The sequence below is a fragment of the Komagataeibacter intermedius TF2 genome (assembly GCF_000964425.1).
Lineage (GTDB): Bacteria > Pseudomonadota > Alphaproteobacteria > Acetobacterales > Acetobacteraceae > Komagataeibacter > Komagataeibacter intermedius.
The window spans coordinates 1-26553 of the sequence record NZ_BANF01000072.1 but is presented as its reverse complement, the minus strand read 5'-3'; the positions used below and the strand labels follow the sequence as shown (position 1 = coordinate 26553).

Here is a 26553-nt window from a genome sequence, read left to right as displayed (position 1 = left end):
GGGCCATGGCGTATCTGAACCTGTTCTGGCCAGATGGTGCTGTGCTGCCGCGCATGGTGCCGCTGGACATCTTCCACATGGAAACCGGGGGCTGCGCGGGCTGTGCGATTGAACTGCGCAGCCTGTCGCGCGTCCTGGTGGAAGGGCATTCCGATATTCGTTTTGTCTCCACGCCACGACAGGCGGGGCTGCTGCTGGTGACCGGCAGCCTGACGGTGGACATGGCCCCGGTTGTCGAACTGGCATGGCAGGCCATGCCGGGCGCGCGCCTGCTGGCCGCAGTGGGGGACTGCGCGGTGGATGGGGGGGTGTTCACGCCCGGTTACGCGGTTCTGGGCGGGGTGGGCGGACGTGCGCGCGCCAGCCTGCTGCTGCCCGGATGCCCGCCATCGCCTGCGGAAATCCTCGATGCCCTGATCCGCTGGCGCACGCAGGGCGAAGGGAAGGCGACCTGACGGAAGGAACCGGGGAGGGTGTTCAGGCCGAAGGGGTGGGTACGGGCTGGTCGTCGCTTTCCTGCAATGCCTCGGCTTCGCGGCGCAGGCGGTGGAAGCTCCGCCTGCTCATGGGAAGCAGCAGGATGTAGATGATCCCCGCCGCCGCCAGCGCGCCCCATGGTTCGGCCACCAGAACGGCGGCATAGGCCCCCGTGCCCAGCATGGTGGGCAGGATCATGGGGGAGGGTACCTTGAAGTTCTTGAACGACCAGACCGGCAGGGTCGATACCAGCAGGAAGGCCGTGCCGCTGAGCGTCAGCGCGGGCAGGAGCGGGTCGCGCGTCAGTTCATACAGCCAGTCACAGTGCAGGTGCTGTGCTTCCAGCCCGAGGAAAAGCGGAAACAGCGCCAGCCCCGCGCCCGCCGGGGCGGGAACGCCGGTGAAGAAGTTGCTGGCGTATTTGGGCTGGTTGGCGTCGTCATCCAGGCTGGCGTTGAAGCGCGCCAGGCGCAGCGCCATGCATACCGTGAACATGATGCAGGGGATGTAGCCAAACCGCCCCCCTTCATGCAGCGCCCACAGGTAAAGGACAAAGGCAGGGGCCACGCCAAAGCACAGGAAATCCGACAGGCTGTCGAATTCCGCGCCAAAGCGGCTGGTGCCGCGCAGCAGGCGCGCGATTCGTCCATCCAGCCCGTCAATGCAGGCGGCGATCAGCAGGGCGGTCGCCGCACTGCCAAATCGCCCTTCCAGCCCGAATCGCATGCCCGTCAGGCCCGCGCACAGGCCCAGCATCGTCATGAGGTTTGGGATCATCCGGTTGAACGACAGGCCCCGCACGCGGGGGCGCTGGCGTTTTTTCAACCGTCGGATACGGCGTGTCGGCGGGGTGGCCATGCCCGGTTAAAGCCGCGCCATCACGGTTTCGCCGCCAATCATGGTCTGGCCGACTTCCACCAGCGGCGTGACATCGGGCGGCAGGTACAGGTCGGTGCGTGAGCCGAAGCGGATCAGCCCGAAGCGTTCGCCGGTTTCGTACTGCATGCCTTCTTCCGCATCGCACAGGATGCGCCGCGCGATCAGTCCCGCGATCTGGACCACGGCAACCTGACGGCCATCCTTCAGCGTCACGCGCAGCGCATTGCGTTCGTTCAGCTCGGACGCCTTGTCCAGGCTGGCGTTCAGGAACTGCCCGGCATGGTAGGCGATTTTCGTCACGGTGCCCGCGACGGGCATACGGTTCACATGCACGTCCAGAACCGACAGGAAGGTGGCGATGCGCCAGACCGGGGCATCCCCCATATCCAGTTCCGGTGGCGGAGCCACTTTCTCGATCGAGACGACATGCCCGTCTGCCGGGGCAACCGCCACGTTCGGCTCGGCCGGGGTGACGCGTTCGGGGTCACGGAAAAAATACAGGCAGAAGCCGAAGAACAGGCCACTGGCTGTACCAAGCCATCTGGTCACCCGGAACGGCAGCAGCCGACCGATGACGGCCCCGGCCCCCGATGCAAGGAGAAAGGGGCGCGCGGCCGGGTGCGGCGGTGCAATGACAAGCTTGAGCGATTGAATCAGCGACATGGGATAATGTTCATGAAGATTTCGGTAAAAATGGTCAAGTATTCTGCATGTCCCGTGGTTGCCGACGGGATGTCGCATTGCGTGAAAAGACCCGTGCCGGCCGCAGGCGCAGCCCCGTGGGCACCAGTGTCGCGGGACGGGTGGGCACGGCGGCGTAAATGTCCTTGACCGCCTCGATCATGCAGACACCGCCCAGACGGGGGAACAGGTTGCGCCCCGTCCATTCCATCATGCCCAGCGGGGCGGCCGGGCATGGGCCGGCAGGTGGGGCGTACAGCGCATCTTCATGGCGTTCCGCCCGGAAACAGGCATTGGCCAGCCAGCGGCTGATCTGCCGGCGCGAAAACGGCGTGCCCTGCCCGAAGGGGGAATTGTCGGCATGCGCCCACAGCCCCGCCCGGTTGGGCACGACCAGCAGCAGCCGCCCGTCATCCTTCAGGACTTTCCAGACCTGCCGCAGCAGGCTGTTCTTGTCCTCGCTGACCTCCAGCGCATGGATCATCACGATACGGTCGAACTGCAGGTCATCGAATGGCAGATGCGTGCCATTCACGATACAGTCGCGTCCCTGCCATGGCTGTGCATCACGGGTAACGTGGGTGTCCAGCCGCGCGGACACGCACGGCCTGTCGGGCCGGTCCCATAATGGCAGGAAGGGGTGCGCGTACCCAAGGCCCAGCGTGTGCCCCGCCGTCCCTTCGGGCCAGATGGCGGCCATGCGCTGGCACAGCAGGCGCGCGGCCACCTGGCCCCGGCGGGTGGCATAGAAGCTGGCGGCGGTGTGCATGTTCTCTGGCATTGGTACACACTAGCATACCCCATCGCCCCGGCCATCACGTCATGCCGGATGGTCGGGCCCATGCAACGGAAATGTCGAGGACAGTCATGACACAGAAGCTTGCCATAAAGCCGATTCCCATCCTGTCGGACAATTACGCCTGGTTCGTGCATGACGTGGCGACGGGGGCCGCCGCCATGGTCGACCCGGCGCAGGAAGCCCCCCTGACCCACGCAATCGATGCGGCGGGGGGCAGGCTGGACCTGATTTTCCTGACCCACCACCATGCCGACCATATCGCGGCGGCCGATGCCCTGCGCCAGCGGTACGGTGCGAAAATCGTGGGACCGGACGCCGAGGCCGCCCGCCTGCCACGCCTTGATGTCGCGGTGCGCGATGGCGATGTCGTGGCGCTGGGGCACACCCGTGCGGAGGTGATTGCAACACCGGGCCATACAGCGGGCGAGGTCTCGTATTATTTTCCTGACGGGCCGGCCCTGTTCTGTGGCGATACGCTGTTCAGCATGGGGTGTGGACGCCTGTTCGAGGGCACGCCCGCCGAGATGTTTGCCAGCCTGTCGCGTATCAGGGCCCTGCCGGATGACACGCTGATATGCTGCGGGCATGAATATACCCAGTCGAATGCGCGTTTCGCCCTGCATGTCGATCCGGACAATGCCGCGCTGAAGGCGCGCGCGGCACAGGTGGCGGACCTGCGGCGCAGGGGCCTGCCCACGCTGCCGGTTCCGCTGTCGGTGGAACGCCAGACCAATCCCTTCCTGCGCGCGTCGGATGCCGCGACCCTTGGGCTGCTGCGAAAGGAAAAGGACAGTTTCTGACAGGATGTGTGAATCCAGCCGATTGATAAAAAATAACAGAAGGTTCCGGATGTTGCCTTTTTGAAAAAGCGTCACCGGAAAACTTTCTTATGAGTGTCCGGATGTCCTGTGGACACTTTTGGTGGAGTTATGTCGCCGCTGGCATGGCAGTATTGTTTTTCCCGCCTGGAAACATGATTAATGATCCGATGCATGGCGGGAAACCGTATTATGACATAATGCAGGGATCTGGCCGTCAGGGCGGGGAAGACGGATCATCGCGCCACACCGTGGGGTGGGGGTGTCCTGCCGGGGCCGGGTATATGCGGAACACTTCATTGACTGGCCTGCATGCGCGGTGCATGGCCGGTGCAGGCGTCATCTGGCGGGTGGCGACATGGCCCACCGGGGTAACGCGCCCCTGATCCATGCGAAAGGTAAGGCATTTGTCGGTCTCTTCTGTCCCGGTGATCATCAAGAAATATGCCAATCGGCGGCTGTACGATACCGATCTGTCGGCCTACATCACGCTTGAAAACCTTATGGACATGGTCAAGCAGGACCGGGCGTTCGTCATTCTGGATGCCCGCACGGGCGATGACATAACCCGTGGCGTGCTGGCGCAGGTCATGCTGGAAGAGGAAACCCGCGGCCGCGCCATGCTGCCGGTGGCCTTCCTGCGGCAGCTTATCCGCTGTTATGGCGACAGCATGCAGGGCGAGGTATCCGATTATCTGGAACGCATGATGACCGAATTCATGGACCGTCCGCCGGGCGGCGTGACGCCCGACGGGCTGGATGGGCTGGGACAGGAAAATGCCGCCGTGGTGCGGCAGGCCATGTCCCTGTTCACATCCCTGTATGCCGTGGAGCGGACAGGCAACCGGACGGTGGAAAACCTGCTGCAGGAAATCATGGACCTGCGCCAGCAGGTGGCGGCGTTACAGGCGCGTCTGGATGACGGGAGGCAGGGCGGCACGCCGGGCCAATAGCCAATAGGCTGCAACGGCGCGCTTTGTTCCCATCCGGTTGTTCTTTCGATCGTGGACCGTTGCCGGAACCTGCCCCTGAAATCGAAAGATGGTTCTGGAGCAGCGTTTTCCAGAAAGCTTTAGCGAATGTCGCCCTTTATGGAAAAAATGGTGCCAGCCTATTCTGAAACACCCTTCTGGCGCGCCTGTGCCGGGGCGGGAACCGGCAGGCCATGGGTTGCGCACAGGTCCTGCCATGCCTGACCGATGGCGGGCAGCAGTTGCGCGCGGCGCAGGCCTGCGGGCAGGGGCGTGCCCACGACAATGTGGATCGTGCCCGGACATTTCAGCAGGCTGCCGGGTTTCCAGTACAGGCCCGCATCGGTCGCCACGGGAATGACCGGCAGGCCGGTATGGGTCGACAGCGCGGCAATGCCCGGCTGCAGGCTGATGGGCGCGCCCGGCGCCGTGCGCGTGCCTTCGGGAAAGATGATGATCTGGCGCCGGTCAGCCACGGCGTCGTCCGTTGCGGCCAGCAGGGCGCGCAGGGCCTTTGCCTTGCCATCCCGGTCTACCGGGATCATGCCGCTCAGCCGTAGCATGGGGCCAACCAGCGGTATGCGTTCCAGTTCACGCTTCATGACATAGGTCGGGCGCGGCACCAGGTTCATCCAGACCAGCGTATCGAATTCCGACTGGTGCTGGCACGCCAGCAGGCACGGTCCCGGCGGCAGGTGCTCCATGCCGCTGATCTGTATGCTGATCCCGCAGATACGCTGTAGCCCGCGCAGGGTCAGCCCCGTCCATACCTTTGCATAGGCCAGCGCGCGGCCCGGTGCGAACAGGCGGATGGGAAAGGCCAGAATTCCCATCACGATGGTCAGCAGCAGGAAATACAGGTTGAAGGCAAGCGCGCGCAGCAATGTCATCACGAACGGGTCCGGCAGTGTGGGGTCGGCTTTTCCTAACACCAGAAAACCGTGGTCAGGACAAGCGACATGTCGGTGTTCAGCCCATGACCGGGGGCGCGCCGGGCCGGGTATCGCCGTGGTTGATCAGGCCGTGCAGCGGGCGTGTCAGGCGCGCGACATTCAGGCAGGCCAGCAGCCACTTGTCATATTCCGTCACCATAAGCCGCATGGTGGCGGGATGCAGCAGGTGGCGCAGCGCGGGGGAACGGATCGGGTACCCATACAGCCGCACATCGGGCACCGTGCGCGAGATTTCCAGCATGGCGCGGCGGATGTGATAGCCCGCCGTCACCACGACCAGACTGCGGATATGGTAGGCGCGCACCCACTCCGCCGTTTCGTCCGCGTTGCCCAGCGTGGATGTGGCGCTGTGGCCCAGCGTCGTATGCGTCCATAAGGTCAGGGGCACGGGCCGGGCCTGATGGCGCAGGAAATCGCCCAGCGTGGCATGCAGGTCCACGCCCGAAATCAGCAGTCGGTCGGCATTCCCCTGTGCCAGCAGGTGCAGGGATTCGTCGATCCGGCCCTGTCCCCCTGTCAGTGCCACGATCCCGTCCACATGCGGCGGCCGCGTGGGCGCGCGCATGGCGTCATGGATAAACCACGCCAGTCCGCCCAGCCACGCCAGCAGCGCCGCCAGCACGCCCGCCCCTGCCAGCCAGCGGCACAGCAGCGACGGGCGCGCCCGGTTCGTGGGGGGCGTGGGGGTCATGGCAGGCGGCGCAGCCATGCCCGCACGGTCAGTTGCGTGGTGATCCAGCCCGTGATCCCGGCGGCAGGCGGCAGCGCCAGCAGCATCCATAACAGCGCGTGCGGTACGATGTCCGCCCATGCACGGGGACTGTGCCAGTCCATGGGGGCCACGGCCTGCGCATCGGTCATGGCGGAAAAGGGGGCCGCAAGATGTGACATGGCCAGCAGCATGGGCAGGGCCGCGATACTGCCCCCCAGTCCCCCCACCAGCGCCAGCAGTCCGACGCGCGATGCGAAGCGTCCGGCAATATAGCTGTCCATGGCACCCAGCGAGTGGATCAGCGCAATGGCCTGCCGCCGGGTCTGCAGGCCCGCCCGTGTTGCGGCCATGGCCACGCATACCGCCACCGTCATGACGATCAGCACGGCCAGCAGCGCACAGGCCTGCAGGCTGGCGGCCAGCGCGGCCAGCCGGTCGCTCCAGACACTGTCATGTTCCACCAGCACCCCCGGCGCGACGGCTTCAAGCCGGGGCAGGAGGGGGGGCATCGGATCCTGTCCCGGCACCGTATGCACCTCGATCACGGCGGGAAGCGGCAGGGATGCATCCCCGGTCTGTTCGATCCATGGGGCCAGCAGGGCGCGCAGTTCCGCATCGCTCAGCCTGTGCGCCGTGGCGACGCCGGGGGCATGGGCCACAATGTCCTGCACCGCCGCGATGCGCGTGCCCGAACCGGCTGCGGGGTCATCGGGGCCGGGCACCTGCACGGTGGTGACGGCGCCCGCGCCATGGGTCCAGCGCTGCGACAGGCCATGCGCCGCGATCCCCCCCGCCAGCGCCAGCGCCGCAAGAAAGGACATCGCCGCGACAAGGAAGGGCAGGAACTGCCCCGGCAGCGCCTGATGCAGGGCCAGCCCGTCATGGTAACGCCTGCGGACCATCAGCGGTAATCCCGCACCAGATGGCCATGCGCCAGTTCAATGGCGGGGGCAGGGTATTTTTCCACGATGGCGTCGTTATGGGTGGCCACCACGATGGTCGTGCCCAGTTCCGCCAGCCGGTGGAACATGGCCATGAGACGCCCCGCCTGCCGTTCATCCAGCGCGTTGGTCGGTTCATCCGCCAGCAGCAGGGCCGGGCGGTAGATGACCGCGCGCGCGATCGCGACCCGCTGCTGTTCGCCCCCCGACAGTTGCAGCGGGCGCGCGTCCAGACGGTTTTCCAGCCCGACCCATTTCATGATGGCGTGGACCTCATGGGCGATCTCGTCCTCCGCGCGGTGCTGCAGGCGCAGCGGCAGGGCGACATTGTCAAACACGCTCAGGTCCGGCAGCAGCCGGAAATCCTGCCACACCGTCCCGATGCGCCGACGCAGGCGGGCAAGGTTGCTGCGCCGCGCCTGCATGACCGGCACACCCAGTATTTCCACCATGCCGGCGCTGGCCTGCACCTCCAGCGACAGGATGGACAGCAGCGATGACTTGCCAGCACCCGACGGGCCAAGCAGCCAGCGGAATTCGCCCTGCGCCACATCAAGGCTGATATGCGACAGGGCAGCCACCCCGGCGCGATTGCCGCCATAGGCGTAGCTGACATCATGCAGGCGGAACATGCGGGCGGACCTTCCGGTCTTTACATGGTGCGCGCGGCGATGGTGGACAGCGTCGCGCACAGCGCCGCCGCAGCCATGAGCAGCAGCCCGTCAAACACCAGCGAGGACGGGGTCAGCAGGTGCGATCCCACCTCCAGATGGTCGGGAATGGAATGGGCGACATGCGCGATCATGTCCCGCGTCTGCGGATCGTTGCCCGCAGCGCCGTTGACGATCCCGATGACGTGGGGCAGCGCGCTCCACCCGATGCCAAGGATCAGCACCAGCGGGGCGACCAGTTCGGATACCTGCTGCACCAGATAGAACAGGAAGTAGAACACCGACCAGACCGCCACCCGCACGATGCGTGGCACGTTCACCCCACCCATGGTGGTGCCGGACACCGGCATGCGGTCCTGCTGCTGGTTGGAAAAGTGACTGTCCATTAAAACAAGACTCCGCTCATGGGGGCCGTTTCCCCGGATTGTTGGAAACGCATTCCAGACCGAGGTAGCGATGGCTTGTATTAAATGCAAACTTCTGCCTTGTGCATATGGGAAACAGCAGGTCGCGCCGTCGCAATGGATCACGCCACGTCACAGCACGATAATGGATATGGATCGGGTCGGGTCACGCGCTCCTCCGTCATGATCTTCCGTGTGGGCGCGCGGCAGTACGGTCTGCCTGCCGGGCTTGTGGTCAGGGAATGCATGCCCGTGCCCGAACTCATGCCGGTGGCGGTGGCGCTGCCGCATGTATCGGGCTGGTTCCGGCTGGGGGCGGCCATGGTGGGGGTGATTGACCTTGGGGTTCTGCTGGGTGTCCGCGCGCAGGCGGTGCGCCAGCCGGTGGACCTGCTGTACTGCCCGCTGCTGCTGTGCAACCTGCCCGGCGGGGGGAGCGTGGCCCTGCTGGTGGATGCGGTGTGCGAGGTTGTACAGCCCGTCCCCCGTGCATCCGCCATGCCTGACGGTGACGCGGCGCAGGCCGGGGATGCAGGCCGGGAACTGGAACTTGCGGATGGTGGCATTGCATTCATGCTGCGCATGACCGACATCATCAATGATGATGAACGCATGCGGCTGGACAATCTGATGGAACGCACCCGTGCGCGCGCCGCCCTGTGGGCCGGACTGGACGCCCCCGCCCCCAACATGCCGGCGGGTGATGAGGGGGAATGTCATTCATGATGGGACCGGCCGCCTTTCCACCTGCCGGTTTCCGGCGCCTGCTCAATGCCGTGACCCGGCGCACGGGACTGCATTATTACGTGGACAAGGCTGACCTGCTGGAACAGGTGGTGGGCGCGCGCATGGCGCTGCATGGCTGCCGGACATGCCATGATTACCTTGCCCTGCTGTCCGACGGTGCGCGGGGCGACAGGGAATGGCGGGAACTGGAATCCGCCATTACCATAGGCGAGACCTTTTTCTTCCGGTACGCTGAACAGTTCGCCGCCCTTGAACGGACCATCATGCCCCGGCTTATCCGCCGGGCGGCGGCCACGCGGCACCTGCGGGTCTGGAGCATTGGCTGTTCCAACGGGGCGGAACCGTATTCCATCGCCATCCTGCTGACCCGCCTGCTTGATGAAGCGGGCCTGAACGCCGCTGACTGGCATATCGAAATCCTGGGCACCGACATCAGCACCCGTGCGCTGGAACAGGCCCGGCTGGCGGAATTCAGCGCATGGACCCTGCGCGATATCGTCCCGGCGCAGCGGGCGGCCTGGTTCACCCCGGTCAGTGCCCGTATCTGGCGGCTGCATGAATGTTATCGCCGCATGGTCCGCTTCCGGTATGGCAACGTGCTGGACCTGCTGCGGCCCGATGGCGGCCCTGCGGGGCCATTCGACCTGATCCTGTGCCGCAACGTGCTGATCTATTTCGCGCAGGCGCAGGCACAGGCGCTGGTGCGCGCCATGGCGTCGCGGCTTGCGCCCGAAGGCTGGATCCTGCTGGGGCATTCGGAACCGGTATCCAACTTCGGCCCCTGTCTTGAAACCGTGCGCCTGCCGGGCACGCTGGCGTTCCGCGCGCCAGATTCGGACGGAGGGCGGCAGGATGCCTGTGCCGCGTTGCCCGTGCTGCCGCGGCGCAGGCCTGCCGCGCGTGCCCTTGTGCCCGTGCCTGCCGGGGACAGCGCGCCCATTGCCGCGGAAATCCGCCGTGTTGCAGACGGGGGGCAGGTCGCCCGGGCCATGCGGATGTGTCGCGACCATCTGGTGCGTCACCCCATGGACACCCGCATCCATTTCCTGTCCGCTGTTCTGGCATGGGGCGAGGGCTGCCTGCTGCAGGCCGAGGAATCGTTCCGTCGGGTCATCTATCTGGCCCGCGATCATGTCATGGCGCGCTGCTACCTTGCCCGCCTGCTGGAAGATGCGGGCGGATGGGTGGAGGCAAACCGCATGCGCCAGCAGATGATCGATCTTGTCCGCCGCTGCCCGCCCGACATGGTCCTGCCGGACGGGGATGGCATGACGGCAGGCGGCCTGCTGCGCCTTGCCCGGCAGGCTGGCGAAGGACCAGCGCTGCGGCATGATGCGCGGGTGACATCCTGATGACGCATCCGGAGATGAGCCCACCCGCGGGCAGGGAGGCCTTTGCCCGGCGGGTCCTGCATGAACGCGCGCGCATCATGGCCGCGCGCGGACAGGGGCAGGCGGATGGCGCCGCGGGACGACCGCTGGTCATGCTCGACTTGGCCGGGCAGGCCTGCGGCGTGGACCTGCATGCCGTGCTGCGTGTGACCGACCCGGTCTGGAGCGACATGCCCCGCAGGCCCGACTGCCCGCCCGGCGTGCGGGGGGTGCATGGATACCAGGGCGACCTGTACACCGTGTTTGACCTGTCCATCCTGCTGGGCGGCGCGCCGCTGGAACAGCCGGGGGTGATGCTGCTGCTGCGTTCGGTGTCCAGCATCCCGCTGGGGCGCATTGCGCTTCTGGCCACTGCGGCGCTAGGCACGGCGGAAATAGCGGGCACCCCCACGCCGCTCACCCCTTCGGGCTTTCCCCGGGCCAGCCTGCCCGATGGGCGCAGCCTGACGGTTATCGACCCCGCGCGTCTGTTTTCTTCCCGTTATGTCGGAGTGTGAAGTACCGTGACAATCGCCAATCGCCTGCTGTTCGGCTTCATGGTCGGTGTCCTGCTGATGGTTTCGCTGGGCATCTATGCGCTGGGACAGATCCGGGAGGTGCGTGATGAAATGACGATCATCGTCACCCGCGACCTGTCAGTCTACCGTGAACTGACGCATATCCGCGCCAACGAAAACGACCTTGTCGCCCGCAGGCTCGCCATCCTTGCGCATTATTACGCGCATGATTTCGAAACCGCCCCCGCCGTGCTGGAAGACGCCATCGCCGGATGGGATGAAAAGGCGCGCGGGGCGGACAGCCTGCTGGCGGGCGTTCTGTCGCGCGCGGAAGAAGCCGGCAGGCTGGCCCGTAGCGATGACCAGCGCGAGATGTTCAATACCGTCGCCAGTCAGCTGCGTGATATTTCCGCGCAGTTCCAGATGGATACGCACGGGGCCGCCATGCTGTTTCAGGCCATCCGCGCGGGGAATGACGCGGGCGTGCGCGAACAGGCGTCGCGTATCGACAGCCGCGAGCAGTCGATCGACCTGCTGGTGGGGCGGGCTGCGTCCCTGCTGGACCATGGGGTGCAGGTGGCCGAAACGCAGGGGGCGGCGTCGTATGATTACAGCCGCCGGTCTCTGGCCATCGGCATGGGGGGCGCGGTTGTCGTGGCGCTGATCGTGACGTTCTGGACGCGGCGGTCGATCATGGAACCGATTTCGTCCATCATGCATGTCATGGAACGCGTGGGACAGGGCGACCTTGCCACCCGTGCGAAGGTCGGCGGCATGGGCGAGGACCGTGATGAGGTCGCCCGCCTTGCGGCCGGGCTGAACCGCATGATCGACGGCCTGCGTGAAATCGCGCGGCAGAGCGGGGAAGTCACGCAGAACCTTGACGCCGCCGTGGCCGAAATCCGCGCGTCCACCCAGCAGCAGGCCGCAAGCGTGGAAGAACAGTTTGCCGCAGTCCAGGAAACGGCCGCGACGGTGGATGAAATCACCCATTCCGGCGCCCAGATCAGCAAGCGCGCGCGTGAGGTCATTTCCTCGGCGGAGGTGATCGTCCACAGTTCCGCAAGCGGGCTGGAAGCGGTTGAGGAAACCGCCCGCGCCATGGCCCACACCCATGACGGGGCCGAGGCCGTGGCGTCGAACATCGTCGCCCTGTCCGAACGGACCGAGGCGATCAGCGAAATCATCGCCTCGGTCAATGACCTGTCCGAACGTTCCCACCTGCTGGCGCTGAATGCCGCGATCGAGGCGGCAGCAGCGGGCGAGCACGGGCGGTCGTTTGCCGTGGTCGCGGCGGAAATGAAGATACTGGCCGACCAGTCGCGCGATGCGACGCAGAACGTGCGCGCCATACTGGGTGACATCCAGCGCGGCATCAACACCTCGGTCATGCTGACGGAGGAAGCGGTCAAGCGCGTTTCGGCGGGCAAGGAACGGACCGACATCGCCTATCGCACCATCGAACGCATGACCGGCGGGATCGAGGAAGGCGTGCATGCCTTCCAGCAGATCGTGGCGTCCACCAACCAGCAGCAGATCGGCATCGAGCAGGTCATGACCGCGTTGCAGAGCATCCGGCAGGCCAGCCAGCAGACATCGGCAGGCACGCGCAATCTTGAGGTCTCGGCCAGCAACCTTGGCAAGCTGTCGAAACAGCTTCTGACCATTTCCGCGCGTTACCGGACCTGACGGCCGGGCCGTGGACAACCTTCGGGACGAACTTCTGGCGGTATTTGACGCGGAATACCGCGACCACCTGCGTGCGATCCGGGGCATCGTGGCCGCCGGATGCCCCGATGCGCAGGGACTGGCGGAAATCTTCCGGCGCGTCCACTCGCTCAAGGGGGCGGCGCGCGCGGTCGAACTGCCGACGGTCGAAGGGGTGGCCCACGCGCTGGAAAACCGCCTGTCGGCGCTGCTGGCCGCCCGTGCCCTGCCGGATGCGGCGGACCTGAAGGCCATTACCGACACGCTGGATGAGGTGGACCTGCTCATGACATCCGCCCCGGCGGATGGCGAGGCCCATCCATCGGAGGACGAAACGCCGGCATCCGCTACCGCTACGGAAAACCCCGCCTATGTGCAGGTGCCTGTCGCGCGGCTCGATGCGCTGGCCCTGGCGGTGCATGATCTCATGTCCGTGGCCGAACGGCATGAACGGCTGTGGGCGCAGGTCATGGACCTGCTTGATGAATCCCGCGCGGTCATGCACGCCCCCGAACGCATGCGCGCCGACCCCGTGGCCGAATTCGCGCGCATGACGCGCAAGCTCATGACGGTGGGGCGTGAGCGTGAACTCATGTCCGGGCAGATCGACCGCGCGCTGCTGCGGCTGGGGGAGGAAGTCCACGCCGTCACCCTTGTGCCCGCCGAAAGCGTGTTTGGTTCCCTGGCCGCCATGGCCCGGCGCATCGCGCGCGAACACGGGGGGCCGGATGCCGGGGTGGACGTGCACATGTATGGCATGGAGGTCCAGACCGAACGCCGGGTGATGCAGGCCCTGCGCGACCCGGTGGTCCATCTGGTGCGCAACGCCATCGTGCACGGGCATGAAACCCGTGCCCAGCGGCTGAAGGAAGGCAAGTCGGAACGGCTGAACATCACCATTGCCGTCACCCTGACCGGCGTGCGGCTGCAGGTTGCGGTCAGTGATGACGGGCGCGGCCCCGACCTGCAGGCCATCGCCGCGCGGGCGGCAGGGCAGGGGCTGGTCCATGCCGATGCGCCGCTGGATGCGCGGCAGTTGCTGGCGCGCGTGTTCGAACCGGGTTTTTCCACGCGCGGGCAGGCGGATACGCTGGCCGGGCGCGGGGTCGGACTGTCGGTGGTGGCAGAGGCAGCGCGCGCCCTGCATGGCACCGTGCGCATGGAACAGCGCCAGCCCGCAGGCACGACCGTGACCCTGACCGTGCCGGTGTCCCAGCGCCAGCGCACCGTGCTGCTGGTGGAAAACGCGGGGCAGGCGCTGGGTCTGCCCGGACGGGTGATCCGCCACCTGCTGCGGGTGCGGCGTGACGGGATCAGGCTGCTCAATGGCGCGCCCTTTGCCGTGGTGCCCCACCGTTCCGGCGGCATGCAGCCGGATCGTGCGCAGGGCGACGGACAGGCCGAGGACCTTGTGCCGCTTGTGCCGCTGCGCGCCTTCGTGGGGGATGAAAACGCGCCGCTGCCCGTGCGCGATGGCGCGGTCAGCGTGGTGGTGATGGAGGTCGATGGCGTGCGCTGCGGCTTTGCGGTGGAACGCATGGTGGACGTGCGCACGCTGCTGGTGTCGGATGCGACCGCCGTGGGGCTGGATAGTGAACTGGTGCCTGGCATCGCATGGCAGCGCGAGGACCAGCCGGTTTTCATCCTCAGCCCCGACCGTCTGTTCGCGCGCTGGCGGCTGCGCGGCAATGGCGCGGGGGTATGCTTCAGTGACGTGGATGAAGCCGCCCCCGTGGTGGCCGTGCGCCATGCGCCGCTGGTCATGGTGGTGGACGATTCAATCACGACACGGACACTGCAGAAAACCATATTGCAGTCCCATGGTTACGATGTCTGTCTTGCGGTGGATGGGGAGGAGGCGCTGGCTCTGCTCCAGCAGTCCTCGCGGCATGTGGATGTGGTGGTGACGGATGTCGAAATGCCACGCATGGACGGGTTCGCGCTGCTGGCGGCCATGCAGGCCGATCCGCACCTGTCCGGCATCCCTGTTGTCCTCATGACATCGCGCGATGAGGGGGATGACGTGCGCCGGGGCATGGAAGGTGGAGCGCGTGCCTACCTGACCAAGCAGAAATTCGATCAGGGTGAACTGATCGATACCATAAAGGGGCTGTTGTGAGCGATGTGACGCCCCTTGCGCCGCGCCGGGTGCTGATTGTGGAGGATTCGGCGGTCCTGCGGCACCTGCTGATGCGCGTGGTGGCGGGCGACCCGCGGCTGGAACTGCTGGAAGCTGTGGAAACGGCGGAGGAGGCGCTGCGTCTTGTCCCCCGCCTGCGCCCGGATGTGATTTCCATGGATATCTGCCTGCCGGGCATGGACGGGCTGGAAGCCACGCGGCAGATCATGGCGCATTTCCCCACTCCCATCGTGATTGTCAGTGACACGGTCGGCGCACAGGCGACGCAGGTATCCATGAACGCGCTGCGTTCGGGCGCACTGTCGGTGATCGAGAAACCGCAGGGCCTGTCGGGTGCAGCCGGGGCCGCCGTGGCGCAGGGGATCGCGACACAGCTGTATATCATGAGCCAGGTGCCCGTGATCCGTCGCCGCCTGCTGCAGGCCGAGCCCTTCCGGCACAAGGGCATGTGGGCGCGCCCGCTTGATATCCGTCCGCGCATCCTTGCCCTTGCGGCCTCCACCGGGGGGCCGACGGCCTTTGCCCGCGTGCTGGGGGATCTGCCCGCGGATTTCGCTCTGCCGGTGGTGCTGGTGCAGCATATGGGGCAGCCTTTCATGGAAGGGTTCGCAGCCTGGCTGGACCAGCATGTCGCCCTGCCGGTCATGCTGGCGCAGCACGGCATGAAGCTGGAACGGGGCCGGGTGCTGGTGGCGCCGGGCAACCGGCACATGACCGTCGGCCCGCGCGGGGACGTGCTTATGCATGATGACGCGCCGGTGCAGGGGCAGCGGCCATCGGCTGACGTGCTGTTTTCCTCCGTGGCGGGGGTGTTCGGCGCGGACAGCCTCGGCGTGCTGCTGACCGGCATGGGCGAGGACGGCGTGGACGGGCTGGGCCGCATCCGTGCCGCCGGCGGCTACACCATTGTGGAAGATCGCAGCACGGCGGTCATCCACGGCATGCCCGGCGCTGCCGAACGCGCGGGGGCGGCGTGCATAAGCCTGCCGATGCACGAGATCGCCCCGCATATCTTCCGGATCATGGCGGGTGGCCAGATCCCTTCCACAGGCCCCCTAGCAGGATAATGACGCCCCCATGCCGCTGACTGACCGAGAGGACCATACCGACACCCTGCTGCTGGTGGAGGATTCGGACACGCAGGCCCTGCGTATCCGCCGCATGCTGGAAGGCCACGGCTTTCACGTGCATCGCGTGGCCAGCGGGGAGGAGGCGCTCGATACCCTTGATGAACGGCTGCCGGGGCTGGTGATCGCCGATTATCACCTGCCGGGCATGAATGGCGGGCAGCTGGCGCGCCAGCTGCGCATGAACGCGGTGACGCGCACGATCCCCGTCCTGATCCTGACGGAGGGGATCGAGCCGGGGCTGGAGCGCGAAGGGCTGGAAAGCGGGGCGGATGCCTATATCCCCAAATCGTCCGACCCTGCGCTGATCGTCTTCCGTATTCGCGCGCTGCTGCGTGAACATGCGGCACATGCCCCCTCGCTCCTGCCGCAGCGCGTGTTCCGCCGCGCGCGGATCATGGTCATCGCCCCCGAACCCGCCCACAGGCGCGCGGTGCCCGAACTGATCGACCAGTTGCGGCGTGACGGGCATATCGTGACCCTGTGCCCCGATCCCGCCCGGCTGGAGCCGTCCCTGCTGCATGATCCCGATCATGTGCCCGACTGCGTGGTGATCGACCTGGCGTGCCGGGAGTTCGACGGGCTGGAAGTCTGCCGCAGGCTGGATGAATGGCGGCAGGAAGACCTGCTGTCGGGCAACGTGCCGCCGCGCATCCTGGGGGTGGACGGCGCCCCGCGCCCCGACGCAAAGGAGTTTTCGGCGCGGGTGTTCGAGGCGGGGATAGATGACCTTGTCTCGCGCGATGTGGGGCCTGCGGCGCTGGCGCTGCGTATTCGCGTGCTGGTGCGCCGCAAGCTTTTGCAGGATGACGTGCGCCGGATCGAGGTCGAGCGGCAGGCGCGTGAAATCGCGGTCAAGAGCGCGCGGGCGGAAGCTGCGGCCATTGCCTCGAAAGCGTCCCTGGCCGAAGCGCTGGAACAGGCCAATCGTGAACTGGCCGACGCCAACCGCAAGCTGATCGAGACACAGGGCAAGCTGGTGCAGACGGCCAAGATGGCGTCACTGGGTGAACTGGTGGCGGGCATCGCGCATGAAATCAACAATCCGCTGGCCTTCATTCTGGCGCACAAGGACACGGTGGCGCGCGGACTGGACCGCGTGATCGGCATGGAAGCCGACTGCGCGGACCCCGATCATGACAGCAGGGCCGCGATCCTGAACAAATGCCGCGACCGGGTAGGGTCCATGAACATGGGGCTGCGGCGCATCCAGAACCTTGTGCTGAATTTGCGCAAATTCTCGCGGCTGGATGAAGGGCTGTTCCAGCTGATTGATGTGCCCGAGGCGCTGGAAACCGTCATGGCGCTGCTGACGCAGAAGCTGGGCAGCGGCATCGTGGTCAGACGTCGCTACGAAGCCCCGGACCGGCTGTACTGCCAGGCGGCGCTGCTCAATCAGGTCATCATGAATATTATCAGCAATGCGGCGGATGCAATTCTTGCCGCCCAGCCTGATGATATGTCTGTCCGTGGCGGGATCGCGGAAGGGGAAATCGAGATCCATACCTTCCTCTCCCATAATGGGGAGGGACAGGACAGTTATGTCTTTGTCATTACCGATAGCGGCCCCGGTATCGCGCCCGACGTGCAGGAGCGCATTTTCGAGCCGTTTTTCACCACCAAGCCGGTGGGTGCCGGAACCGGGCTGGGGCTTGCGATCGCCTACAGCGTGGTGCAGGCCCACCATGGCAGCCTGTCGGTCGGCCGTGCGCCGCAGGGGGGCGCGCGTTTCACCATTTCCGTGCCCTGGAACGCCGGGCCGGCGGGCGAGGGCGGGCCGTCCCCGTCTGTCCATCCTTCATCCATCACGCGCGCCGAGTGAGCGTGCCATAACCCCAGCGCAGGGAGTTGCAGCCCAATGAATACCGTCCCCGCGACGCCACCGCGCCCTGTTGTCCTGCTGGTGGATGACGAAGCCGAGATCCTTGTGGCCCTTACGGACCTGCTGGAGGATACCTTTACCGTCCTGTCCACCACATCGCCGGGTGAAGCGCTGAACATCCTGTCAGCCCGCAACGATGTGGATGTGATCGTATCCGACCAGCGCATGCCCGAAATGGGGGGCGATGTCATGCTGGCGCGCGCGCGCGAACATAGCGACGCGCAGGCCATCCTGCTGACGGGATATGCCGATATCGGCGCGGTCGCGGTCGCGCTGAACCAGGGGCGTATTTCGTTCTATTCCCACAAGCCGTGGGACCCCGACGCCCTGCGCGCCATGATCGTGCAGGCGGCCGATTACCACAGGCTGGAACGTGAACTGCGCACGGAACGCATGCTGCTGCATGGCCTGCTGGACAACCTGCGATCGGGGCTGGGGTTCATGGATGCGCAGGGCCGCTTTATCCGCATCAACCAGCAGGCCGCGGATTTCTATGGCCGCAACATTGCGGACTGCCTTGGCCGCACGGAACAGGAACTGTGCGATGCGGACCTGCTGCCCCTGATCCGTGCCGCGCATGAACGGCTGCATGATGAAGGGCGCGACGAGGAAGTTGTCGAACTGCCCGCCCATATCCGTGGCGGCGTGCAGGGACGGTGGCGCGAGATCACGCGCGTCGTGCTGGGTGCGCTGGGTGACGGGTCGGCCTGTTCCGTCGTGATCAACCGTGACATTACCCGCCAGCAGGAAATGGCCGCCCGCCTGCGCCAGGCGGAAAAGATGCAGGCGCTGGGCACGCTGGCCGGTGGCATCGCGCATGACTTCAACAACCTGCTGACTGCGGTGCTGGGGTCGCTGGAGCTGGTGCGTGACATGGGGCCGGAAACGGGGCCGATGGCGCGGCTGCTGGACAATGCATCCGCGGCAGCACAGCGTGGGGCGTCGCTGACACGCAGGCTGCTCAATTTCAGCCGTCCGCGCGATCTCAGCCTTGAACCGGTGGACGTGAACGCCCTGCTGCATGGCATGAACGACCTGCTGGCGCAGACGGTGGTGTCCCGGCAGGGAAAAAGCGGCGGCGCGCCATGCACCATCGTGGTGGACACGGCGGCGTCAGACGGCATGCTGCCGCCGGTCTGCACCGATGCGGGGCAACTGGAACTCGCGGTGCTCAACCTGTGCATCAACGCCGTTGACGCCATGCCCGAGGGGGGACTGATCAAGGTGTCCACCGCGCTGAAGCGGGTCAGGGAAATCGTGCCCGGGACGAATCTCGTGCCGGGGGAATATGTCATGGTTTCGGTAACCGACCAGGGTGTCGGCATGTCGCCCGAGACGCTGGCCCGTGTGTTCGAGCCCTTTTTCACCACCAAGGATGTCGGTCGCGGCACCGGGCTGGGCCTGTCCATGATCTATGGCTTCATCCGCCATGTTGGCGGCGAGGTGCAGGTACGCAGCAGGCCGGGCGAGGGCACGCGCGTTGACCTGTGCCTGCCGGTGCAGGGGGACGGGAGTGTCATCGACGGCCCGGTCGCGGCCACGGCGGCAACCCCGGGGCAGGGGACGGGCCAGCATGCGCTGCATGTCATGGTGGTGGATGATGAACCGGGCGTGCGCGCGGTGACGGCGGGCTTCCTGCGCGCGCGTGGACATGACGTGCATGAATATGCCAGTGGCGCCGCCGCCGTGCAGGCCATGGAACAGGGGCTGGGACCGATCGACCTTGTCATCATGGATGTGATGATGCCCGGCATGGGGGGGATGGAGACCGTCCATCACCTGCAGGCGCTGCGGCCGGGACTGCGGGTGCTGTACCTGACCGGCTACGCCAATGCCGGCGCACTGCCGGCGGGCAGCGCCAACGTCATGCACAAACCCTTTACCCGCGCGGATCTGGCCGCCCATATCGACCGGATCATGAACCGCGCCCCGCAGGCGACATGACCGCGCGGGGCAGGGCGTGTGGCCTTGCCCCTTGTGCTGGCGTGAGAACGTTTTATTTCTATTGATATGCAAGAATATCATTCATCTCCCCATGACCCTGTCGGGTGGCATGGAACGACCATTTTATGTGTCCGCCGCGACGGCCAGGTGGCCATGGCGGGCGATGGGCAGGTGACGCTGGGCGCCACCGTGATCAAGGGAAATGCCCGCAAGGTGCGCCGCATCGGCCCGACCGGACAGATACTGGCCGGTTTCGCCGGGGCCACGGCGGATGCCTTCACCCTGCTGGAGCGGCTGGAAAACAAGCTGGAACGTTATCCCAACCAGCTGGAACGCGCCTGCGTGGAACTGGCGAAGGACTGGCGCACGGACCGCTACCTGCGCAGGCTTGAGGCGATGATGGCCGTGGCGGACGCGGAACGGTCCTTCACCCTGACGGGCAATGGCGACGTGCTGGAGCCCGAGGACGGCATCATCGCCATCGGATCGGGCGGGAATTACGCGCTGTCGGCCGCCCGCGCGCTGCTGGGGATCGAGGGGCTGTCAGCGGTGGATATCGCGCGGCGGTCGATGAAGATCGCCGGTGACATCTGTGTTTACACCAATCATTCCGTCATTGTGGAAACACTGGGCGCGGATACGCAGGACGGAGCGGCGTAATGGAAATCCCCAATCATTCCCCGCGGGAGATCGTGGCCGAACTCGATCGCTACATCATCGGTCAGGCCGATGCGAAGCGTGCCGTGGCCATTGCGCTGCGCAACCGCTGGCGGCGCGCGCAGCTGACCGATGCGATGCGCGACGAGGTCGTGCCCAAGAACATCCTGATGATCGGGCCGACCGGCTGCGGCAAGACCGAGATCGCGCGCCGTCTGGCCAAGCTGGCGCAGGCGCCGTTCCTGAAGGTCGAGGCGACCAAGTTCACCGAGGTCGGTTATGTCGGCCGCGACGTGGAAAGTATCGTGCGTGACCTGGTCGAGGCATCGATCAACATGCTGCGCGACCTGCGGCGCAAGGACGTGGAAAAGAACGCCGAACAGGCCGCTGAGGACATCCTGCTCAATGCACTGGTGGGCGAGGGCGCATCGTCGGAAACCCGCAACAAGTTCCGCCGGATGCTGCGCGCGGGTGAACTGGAAAACAAGGAAGTCGAGATCTCGATTGCCGAAGGGGGCAATCCATCACCATCCGACATGCCGAACATGACACCCGGCGCCGTCATCAACTTTTCCGACATGATGAAGGGCTTCATGAACCGCATGCCGCAGCAGAAGCGCATGACGGTGGCTGCGGCCCGTGCCGCCCTGATCCGGCAGGAAGCAGACAAGATGCTGGATACCGAAACCCTGACGCGTGAAGCCGTGGCCCACGCGCAGGACCACGGCATCGTCTTCCTTGATGAAATCGACAAGGTCTGCGCACGTGCGTCCGAAGGGGGATCGCGTGGGGGCGATGTCTCGCGCGAAGGGGTGCAGCGCGACCTGTTGCCCCTGATCGAAGGGACGACCGTTTCCACCAAATACGGCCCCGTGCGCACGGACCATATCCTGTTCATCGCATCGGGCGCGTTCCATATCGCCAAGCCGTCCGACCTGCTGCCTGAACTGCAGGGACGCCTGCCCATCCGCGTGGAACTGGCGTCGCTGACGCGTGATGACCTGCGCCGGATACTGACCGAGCCGGAACATTCGCTGCTGCAGCAGTACGTCGCCCTGCTGGGCACGGAAAAGGTGACGCTGTCCTTTACCGATGGCGCGATTGATGCGCTGGCGGAACTGGCGGCCGACATTAATGAGCGGGTGGAGAATATTGGCGCGCGGCGTCTGGCCACCGTTCTGGAACGCCTGCTGGAGGATGTATCCTTCACCGCCGCCGACCGGAGCGGGGAAGACGTGGTGATCACGGCTGAGGATGTCCAGAACCGTGTGGCTCCCCTGGCCCGCAAGGGTGATCTGAGCCGCTTTATCCTGTAGGGCAGTACCTGCCCGCTGCAGGGGCCGCGCCGCAGGGTGCGGCCTTTTGCGTTCAGCTCCGTTTTCCGGGCCGCCATGGCCCCCGCGTAACAGGAAAGATGATGACCGATCCTTTCGTAAAGCCCGAGGACGATACTGCCGCTGATGCCATTGCGGAGATTGGTGAGGAACTGGCCCTGTTCGATGACTGGATGCAGCGCTACCAGTACATCATCGAGCTGGGGCGCAAGCTGCCGCCATTCCCCCCCGAATGGCAGGACGATGCCCACCGTGTGCCGGGATGCCAGAGCCAGGTCTGGATGGAAGTACAGCCGCGTGACGGGCTGCTGTATCTGGCTGGTGCGTCGGATGCGGCCATTGTATCGGGGCTGGTTGCGCTGCTGCTGCGGGTCTATTCGGGGCGCAGCCGGGACGAGATCCTGAATACGGACCCCAAATTCCTGCGTGATCTTGGACTGGTGCAGGCACTGTCCACCAACCGGGGCAACGGGGTGGAAGCCATGGCGCAGGCCATACGCAAGGCCGCCGCCGGCATGGGCGGCTGACAGGCAGACAGGTTTCCGGGACCGCCTTTTTTCAAAAAGGCGGTGTTTCGGAACATTTTACCAAAAACGGCCTTCCCCAGGTAACGGGGAAGGACCGGGGCAGGCGGTCATGCCTGCCCATGCAGGTCAGTAACCTGCGTCAAAGCCTGCATCGTCAACCGCGGCGAACAGGTCATCGGGGTTGGTGGTGCGGCTGTCATACGTGACGAAGGCCTTGCCCTGTTCCAGCGAGACTTCAACCATCGCGACGCCATCTACGCCTTCGAGTGCATGCACGACCTTGGATGCACATCCGTCACAGGTCATGCCGCTTATGTTCAGTGTTATTTTTTCCATGATCCGATCGCCTTTATCACCTGCTGGCAGCCTGTGTATGGGTGCCTGTGGTTGAGAACCGACCCGATTACACCAGATTAGATCCCCATGCGCCATTGTCTCCTTTTTCATGAGGGCGGTGCGGCTGGCACGATCTCCCCCCTGGTCGGGCATGGTTCGATATTATCGAATGTAATAAAATTGACGCATGGACGGTCGCCTGAAAAATATCGACCTGCAGGATAATCGCGGCCTTGTGCCCCATCTTCCCCACTGGATACGTGCGTATGGAAGGAAGGCAGGAATGCCCGTCCTGCACGGTGTGAAACCGGATTGCCACGGGACGGCAGGGAGAAGCGTCTTCACCAGCTACGGAGGAATCCGTGCCTTTCAGGCCGGTGCGCATGCGGTATCGTGATGACAGGCCGGATGACGCACGACAGAAAAGGCCGGTGCATGCGCAACCGGCCTTTTGTGATGTCAGTCAGTAACCGCTGGTAGGGCGGGGATCAGTCCACCGTGCTCATGCGGGTTTCATCCACGAACTTTTCTGTCGCATCATCCAGCTTGCGCGACTTGCGGCCGGCGGGACCGTGGACATACAGCGTCTTGCGATCGACCTTCTGGTCGGAGCCTTCCGGCTTCAGCGGCATTTCATATTCCGGCTTCTGCGCATGGTCGGCCATCTGCAGTTCGGGATTGAAGACGGAGTTGAACTTCCAGATCATGGTCAGGAAGTTGGTCTGCCCACGCAGCGCAAGGCGCAGGGCAATGCCCAGCGTGTCCTTGATTGCGCTCCAGCCCAGATGCTTGTTGTTCAGGATCTGCTGGGTCTTGACCAGTTCTTCATAGAACTCACGCAGCGGCAGCGTGGTGGGCATGACCGCGTGCTGGATGTCAAACAGGCGGTAGTCGCGCGTGGTCAGCTTGCGGGACTCGCTTTCCCAGATTTCCGTACCGGGATAGGGGGTGGTGACCGAAATGTTCACGATATCCGGGATTTCCAGGCACCACTGGCGGATCACCTCGAAACGTTCGCGGTCCCATGACGGATCGGCAATCAGGTTGATCGCAACAATCAGGTCCAGCGAACGGGCGTATTCCAGCGCCTCGAAATTGCGGTCCATCGACACGCGCTTGCGGAACCGCTTCAGCCCTTCCGCATCGACCGCTTCCAGCCCGATGAAGATGTAGCTCAGGCCGATTTCCTTCCAGACCGCGAACACTTCCTTGTTGCGCATGAGCACATCGGCGCGGGTCTCGAGGTAATATTCCTTGTGGATGTTGCGGCGCTTGATCTCATCGGCGATGGCCATGCCGTGCTCGGCATGGACGAAGGCCACGTCATCGACGATGAAGATGCCGGGTTCCTTGATTTCCTGCAGTTCCTCGCCAATCACCTTGGCGCTGGCGGTGCGGTAGGACCGGCCGTAGAAGGTCCATGCGCTGCAGAACGTGCAGTCCCACGGACAGCCACGGGCGAATTCGATCGACGCGGCGGGATCCAGCGTGCCGATGAAGTACTTGCGGCGGTGGCGCAGCAGGTCACGCGCGGGGCGGACCTCATCAAGGGATTCGATGAAGATCGGCGGCGGGCCGTCCCCTTCCATGGTGACGACGCCGGGCACGGTCAGCAGGTCCTTGCCCTGTTCCCATGCTTCAAGCAGCAGGCCGACGGTGGCGTCGCCTTCACCCTTCAGCACGCAGTTGATGGCCCCGTCGGACAGCGCAAGCACGTCACGCGCGATGAACGAGATCGAATGTCCCCCGATGAACAGGAACACGTTGGGCAGGCGCCGGCGCGTTTCCTTGCACAGGTCAATGATTTCGGGGACATTGGCCAGGTAGTTGCCGGAAAAGCAGATGGCGTGCGGACGGAATCGCTCGATGCGTTCCCAGTAATCGGGATGCTTCTCGACCTGGAGGTCGATGATTTCCACCTCATGTCCCTTGTTGCGCGCGGCACCGGCAACCAGTTCCAGTCCCAGCGGTTCAAGACGCAGGAAGACCTTCGTGTACATGAGTGAGCTTGGATGGACGGCCAGTAATCTCATTCTTTTACCTCAGGGCATCGATGGGGACGGTGTCACAGCACGCCAGTGCATACGCAATCCGGTCACAAATTTACAGCCGGACCAATGCTGTATTTGTATTTTTTATATATCAGACATGATTTAGAAAAAATAAGAATAATGACAGAGGGTGGCAATATAAGTGTGATCTGTCATCCAATTCACGGTAATATCACCTATGCATGCAGCTAATGCCTGCGTGTCCTTTGTCATATTCCATGGTCAGGTATGTTTTTTCTTCATGTCCGGCTCTGTCGGAAGGGGACCTATGCATTACGGACGGGACAGGGGCGGGGCGGTCTTCATGTCCCCTATCGCAGCCTGCGCTTTCGTGGCAGTGTCGGCACCGCTTAAGCGACGGGGTCGAAATGAATCTGAAAATCGTGGAAAAAATGTCCGCCCGCCTCGGGCTGCTGGCATGCGGCGTGGTCATGATGTGCGGGTGTACCGCTGAAATCGGCCGCAAGCCTTTCGAAAGTGACGTGAAGTGCCTGCGTGAGCAGATGGGCACCGCCATGCAGCTCAGCTTTCCCATCGCGGCGAATACCTGCCAGCGCATGAGCGACCACAACTTCGTTTTCAGCAAGAATCACAAGCATCCCCAGCCGCTGCCACTCAAGCTGCGTGGCGCGCCCGACCTGCAGAAGATGGCGGATGAATATGGATACAGCTATACAAAATAACGTGTCGGGGTCCGTGCCCCGATCCGTTCAGTTTTCCAGTTCGGTATCCCAGTACAGATAGTCGCGCCAGCTTTCATGCAGGTAGTTGGGGGGAAAGGCGCGCCCGTTTTCCTGTAGCCTGCGGCTGGTGGGCTGTGCGGGGGTGCCGGCGGGGTACATGCGGATCTGGTGTGGCATGTACGACCCCTTGATCAGGTTGCATGGACTACATGCCGTCACCACGTTTTCCCAGCTGGTGCGGCCACCCCGGCTGCGGGGAATGACGTGGTCGAAAGTCAGTTCCTGTGTCGGGAAGCGGGTATTGCAGTACTGGCAGGAAAAATTGTCCCGCAGGAAGACATTGAAGCGGGTGAAGGCTGGTTTGCGGGCGGACGGGATGTAGTCCTTCAGCGCGATGACGCTGGGCAGGCGCAGGCTGTGGGTGGGGGAGCGCACGACGGTGTCGTATTCGCTCAGCACCGATACGCGGTCCAGCCAGACGGCGCGGATGGCGTCCTGCCATGACCACAGGGAAAGCGGGAAGTAGGAAAGGGGCCTGAAATCAGCATTCAGGACCAGGGCAGGCAGGTATTGACTGTCACAGGGCACGGACGCATTCCTTTCCGAATGCCGGCGCACGGTGTTCAGGCGTAACTCTGTAGCGAAGCGAACGCCTGGGGTGTGCGTCGTCGTCAGGTAACTGTAGAATCTATTGCAGACCCCGCATGGCGTGGCAACCCATGCCCGTGGGGCTACCGCCCGCGCACGATGCACACAGGGAAACAGGAAAGCCGTGATTTTTTCCGGTATCTTCCTGATATGGTTCGATAATGGCAGTCACCACCCGTTTCGCCCCCAGCCCCACCGGGCACCTGCATCTTGGACATGTCGCATCGGCCCTGCATGGCTGGCGGCGGGCTGCGGAGTCGGGGGGAACCTTCCTTCTGCGGGTGGAAGACATCGATACGGTCCGTTGCCGTCCTGAATTCGTTACGGATCTTTACACCGACCTTGCCTGGCTTGGCCTGTCATGGCCGCAGCCGGTGCGCCGACAGTCACGGCATATGCCGGACTATCGCCACGTTCTGGACAGCCTGCGCGCGCGTGGGCTGCTGTATCCGTGTTTCTGCACCCGGCGCGACATTGCCGAAGCCGCCAGCGCGCCCCATCATGCCCCGGATGGCACGCTGGTCTATCCCGGTACCTGCCGCCATATGGACCCCATGCGGCGGGCGGACCTGCTGG

Annotated in this window: 27 protein-coding genes; 16 read left to right on the top strand and 11 right to left on the bottom strand. The window is 64.7% G+C overall.

What is annotated here, in order from left to right:
- Positions 1-5 precede the first annotated feature (5 nt).
- Positions 6-455: an NADH-quinone oxidoreductase subunit B family protein gene (locus B7449_RS11125; RefSeq protein ID WP_039734688.1), complete on the top strand. Its 450-nt coding sequence runs from the start codon at positions 6-8 to the stop codon at positions 453-455.
- A gap of 22 nt (positions 456-477) precedes the next feature.
- On the opposite strand, the gene B7449_RS11120 is transcribed toward B7449_RS11125, so the two are convergent.
- Genes B7449_RS11120 through B7449_RS11110 form a run of 3 tightly spaced genes read right to left on the bottom strand, consistent with a single transcriptional unit; the run spans position 478 to position 2806 of the window.
- Positions 478-1335: a CDP-alcohol phosphatidyltransferase family protein gene (locus B7449_RS11120; RefSeq protein WP_199858285.1), complete on the bottom strand. Its 858-nt coding sequence runs from the start codon at positions 1333-1335 to the stop codon at positions 478-480.
- 6 nt (positions 1336-1341) lie between these two features.
- On the bottom strand, positions 1342-2019 hold the full coding sequence (locus tag B7449_RS11115; protein ID WP_039734687.1) for a phosphatidylserine decarboxylase: 678 nt from the start codon (positions 2017-2019) through the stop codon (positions 1342-1344).
- Between the two features lie 34 nt (positions 2020-2053).
- The gene (locus B7449_RS11110; protein WP_039734755.1) at positions 2054-2806 is read right to left on the bottom strand and encodes a methyltransferase domain-containing protein; all 753 of its coding nucleotides are present in this window, start codon (positions 2804-2806) and stop codon (positions 2054-2056) included.
- A 98-nt stretch (positions 2807-2904) separates the two neighbouring features.
- On the opposite strand from B7449_RS11110, the gene gloB reads away from it, so the two are divergent.
- Both gloB and phaR read left to right on the top strand, forming a co-directional pair.
- Positions 2905-3636, top strand: coding sequence for a hydroxyacylglutathione hydrolase (gene gloB, locus B7449_RS11105; RefSeq protein WP_039734686.1), 732 nt, complete (start codon positions 2905-2907; stop codon positions 3634-3636).
- A gap of 425 nt (positions 3637-4061) precedes the next feature.
- Positions 4062-4607: a polyhydroxyalkanoate synthesis repressor PhaR gene (phaR, locus tag B7449_RS11100; RefSeq protein ID WP_039734685.1), complete on the top strand. Its 546-nt coding sequence runs from the start codon at positions 4062-4064 to the stop codon at positions 4605-4607.
- Positions 4608-4765: 158 nt separating this feature from the next.
- On the opposite strand, the gene B7449_RS11095 is transcribed toward phaR, so the two are convergent.
- From B7449_RS11095 to B7449_RS11075, 5 genes are all read right to left on the bottom strand, one after another.
- Positions 4766-5515 carry a lysophospholipid acyltransferase family protein gene (locus B7449_RS11095; RefSeq protein WP_039734684.1) on the bottom strand — a complete coding sequence of 250 codons (750 nt, stop codon included), beginning with the start codon at positions 5513-5515 and terminating at the stop codon, positions 4766-4768.
- A 79-nt stretch (positions 5516-5594) separates the two neighbouring features.
- A complete protein-coding gene (locus B7449_RS11090) occupies positions 5595-6287 on the bottom strand; it encodes a YdcF family protein (protein ID WP_039734683.1) in 693 nt (230 codons plus the stop codon).
- Complete coding sequence (locus B7449_RS11085) at positions 6266-7192, bottom strand: cell division protein FtsX (RefSeq protein ID WP_039734682.1); 927 nt, start codon at positions 7190-7192, stop codon at positions 6266-6268. The genes B7449_RS11090 and B7449_RS11085 overlap by 22 nt, the downstream gene beginning before the upstream one ends.
- Entirely contained in the window at positions 7192-7863 is a 672-nt protein-coding gene (locus B7449_RS11080; RefSeq protein ID WP_010512843.1) for a cell division ATP-binding protein FtsE, read from the bottom strand. The genes B7449_RS11085 and B7449_RS11080 overlap by 1 nt, the downstream gene beginning before the upstream one ends.
- 20 nt (positions 7864-7883) lie before the next feature.
- Positions 7884-8288 (bottom strand): hypothetical protein, encoded by a 405-nt coding sequence (locus tag B7449_RS11075; protein ID WP_039734681.1) that lies wholly within the window; start codon positions 8286-8288, stop codon positions 7884-7886.
- Between the two features lie 84 nt (positions 8289-8372).
- Between B7449_RS11075 and B7449_RS11070 the strand changes: the two genes are divergently transcribed.
- From B7449_RS11070 to B7449_RS11020, 11 genes are all read left to right on the top strand, one after another.
- Positions 8373-9032, top strand: coding sequence for a chemotaxis protein CheW (locus B7449_RS11070; protein ID WP_235720952.1), 660 nt, complete (start codon positions 8373-8375; stop codon positions 9030-9032).
- Positions 9029-10405: a CheR family methyltransferase gene (locus B7449_RS11065; RefSeq protein WP_039734679.1), complete on the top strand. Its 1377-nt coding sequence runs from the start codon at positions 9029-9031 to the stop codon at positions 10403-10405. Before B7449_RS11070 ends, B7449_RS11065 begins: the two co-directional genes overlap by 4 nt.
- The gene (locus B7449_RS11060; protein ID WP_039734678.1) at positions 10405-10941 is read left to right on the top strand and encodes a chemotaxis protein CheW; all 537 of its coding nucleotides are present in this window, start codon (positions 10405-10407) and stop codon (positions 10939-10941) included. The genes B7449_RS11065 and B7449_RS11060 overlap by 1 nt, the downstream gene beginning before the upstream one ends.
- A 6-nt stretch (positions 10942-10947) precedes the next feature.
- Entirely contained in the window at positions 10948-12630 is a 1683-nt protein-coding gene (locus tag B7449_RS11055; RefSeq protein ID WP_039734677.1) for a methyl-accepting chemotaxis protein, read from the top strand.
- Between the two features lie 10 nt (positions 12631-12640).
- Positions 12641-14767 (top strand): ATP-binding response regulator, encoded by a 2127-nt coding sequence (locus tag B7449_RS11050; protein ID WP_039734676.1) that lies wholly within the window; start codon positions 12641-12643, stop codon positions 14765-14767.
- Positions 14764-15855: a chemotaxis-specific protein-glutamate methyltransferase CheB gene (gene cheB, locus B7449_RS11045; protein ID WP_039734674.1), complete on the top strand. Its 1092-nt coding sequence runs from the start codon at positions 14764-14766 to the stop codon at positions 15853-15855. The genes B7449_RS11050 and cheB overlap by 4 nt, the downstream gene beginning before the upstream one ends.
- Before the next feature lie 10 nt (positions 15856-15865).
- The gene (locus B7449_RS11040) at positions 15866-17737 is read left to right on the top strand and encodes a response regulator (protein ID WP_039734673.1); all 1872 of its coding nucleotides are present in this window, start codon (positions 15866-15868) and stop codon (positions 17735-17737) included.
- A 36-nt stretch (positions 17738-17773) separates the two neighbouring features.
- Positions 17774-19741, top strand: a complete 1968-nt coding sequence (locus B7449_RS11035) for a response regulator (protein WP_048883626.1) — start codon at positions 17774-17776, stop codon at positions 19739-19741.
- Positions 19742-19807: 66 nt separating this feature from the next.
- Positions 19808-20401: an ATP-dependent protease subunit HslV gene (gene hslV / locus B7449_RS11030; protein WP_010512855.1), complete on the top strand. Its 594-nt coding sequence runs from the start codon at positions 19808-19810 to the stop codon at positions 20399-20401.
- Entirely contained in the window at positions 20401-21714 is a 1314-nt protein-coding gene (hslU, locus tag B7449_RS11025) for an ATP-dependent protease ATPase subunit HslU (protein ID WP_048883625.1), read from the top strand. The genes hslV and hslU overlap by 1 nt, the downstream gene beginning before the upstream one ends.
- Before the next feature lie 101 nt (positions 21715-21815).
- Positions 21816-22259 carry a SufE family protein gene (locus B7449_RS11020; protein ID WP_199858284.1) on the top strand — a complete coding sequence of 148 codons (444 nt, stop codon included), beginning with the start codon at positions 21816-21818 and terminating at the stop codon, positions 22257-22259.
- Positions 22260-22385: 126 nt separating this feature from the next.
- On the opposite strand, the gene B7449_RS11015 is transcribed toward B7449_RS11020, so the two are convergent.
- Both B7449_RS11015 and hpnR read right to left on the bottom strand, forming a co-directional pair.
- On the bottom strand, positions 22386-22595 hold the full coding sequence (locus B7449_RS11015; protein WP_039734669.1) for a heavy-metal-associated domain-containing protein: 210 nt from the start codon (positions 22593-22595) through the stop codon (positions 22386-22388).
- Between the two features lie 488 nt (positions 22596-23083).
- A complete protein-coding gene (gene hpnR, locus B7449_RS11010) occupies positions 23084-24628 on the bottom strand; it encodes a hopanoid C-3 methylase HpnR (protein ID WP_039734668.1) in 1545 nt (514 codons plus the stop codon).
- Between the two features lie 386 nt (positions 24629-25014).
- On the opposite strand from hpnR, the gene B7449_RS11005 reads away from it, so the two are divergent.
- A complete protein-coding gene (locus B7449_RS11005) occupies positions 25015-25329 on the top strand; it encodes a hypothetical protein (RefSeq protein ID WP_039734667.1) in 315 nt (104 codons plus the stop codon).
- Between the two features lie 27 nt (positions 25330-25356).
- Here the strand turns inward: B7449_RS11005 and B7449_RS11000 are convergent, their stop codons facing one another.
- On the bottom strand, positions 25357-25917 hold the full coding sequence (locus B7449_RS11000) for an HNH endonuclease (protein ID WP_039734753.1): 561 nt from the start codon (positions 25915-25917) through the stop codon (positions 25357-25359).
- 221 nt (positions 25918-26138) lie between these two features.
- Here B7449_RS11000 and B7449_RS10995 point away from each other — a divergent pair.
- A partial coding sequence (locus tag B7449_RS10995) for a glutamate--tRNA ligase family protein (protein WP_048883624.1) occupies positions 26139-26553 on the top strand: 415 nt, incomplete at its 3' end.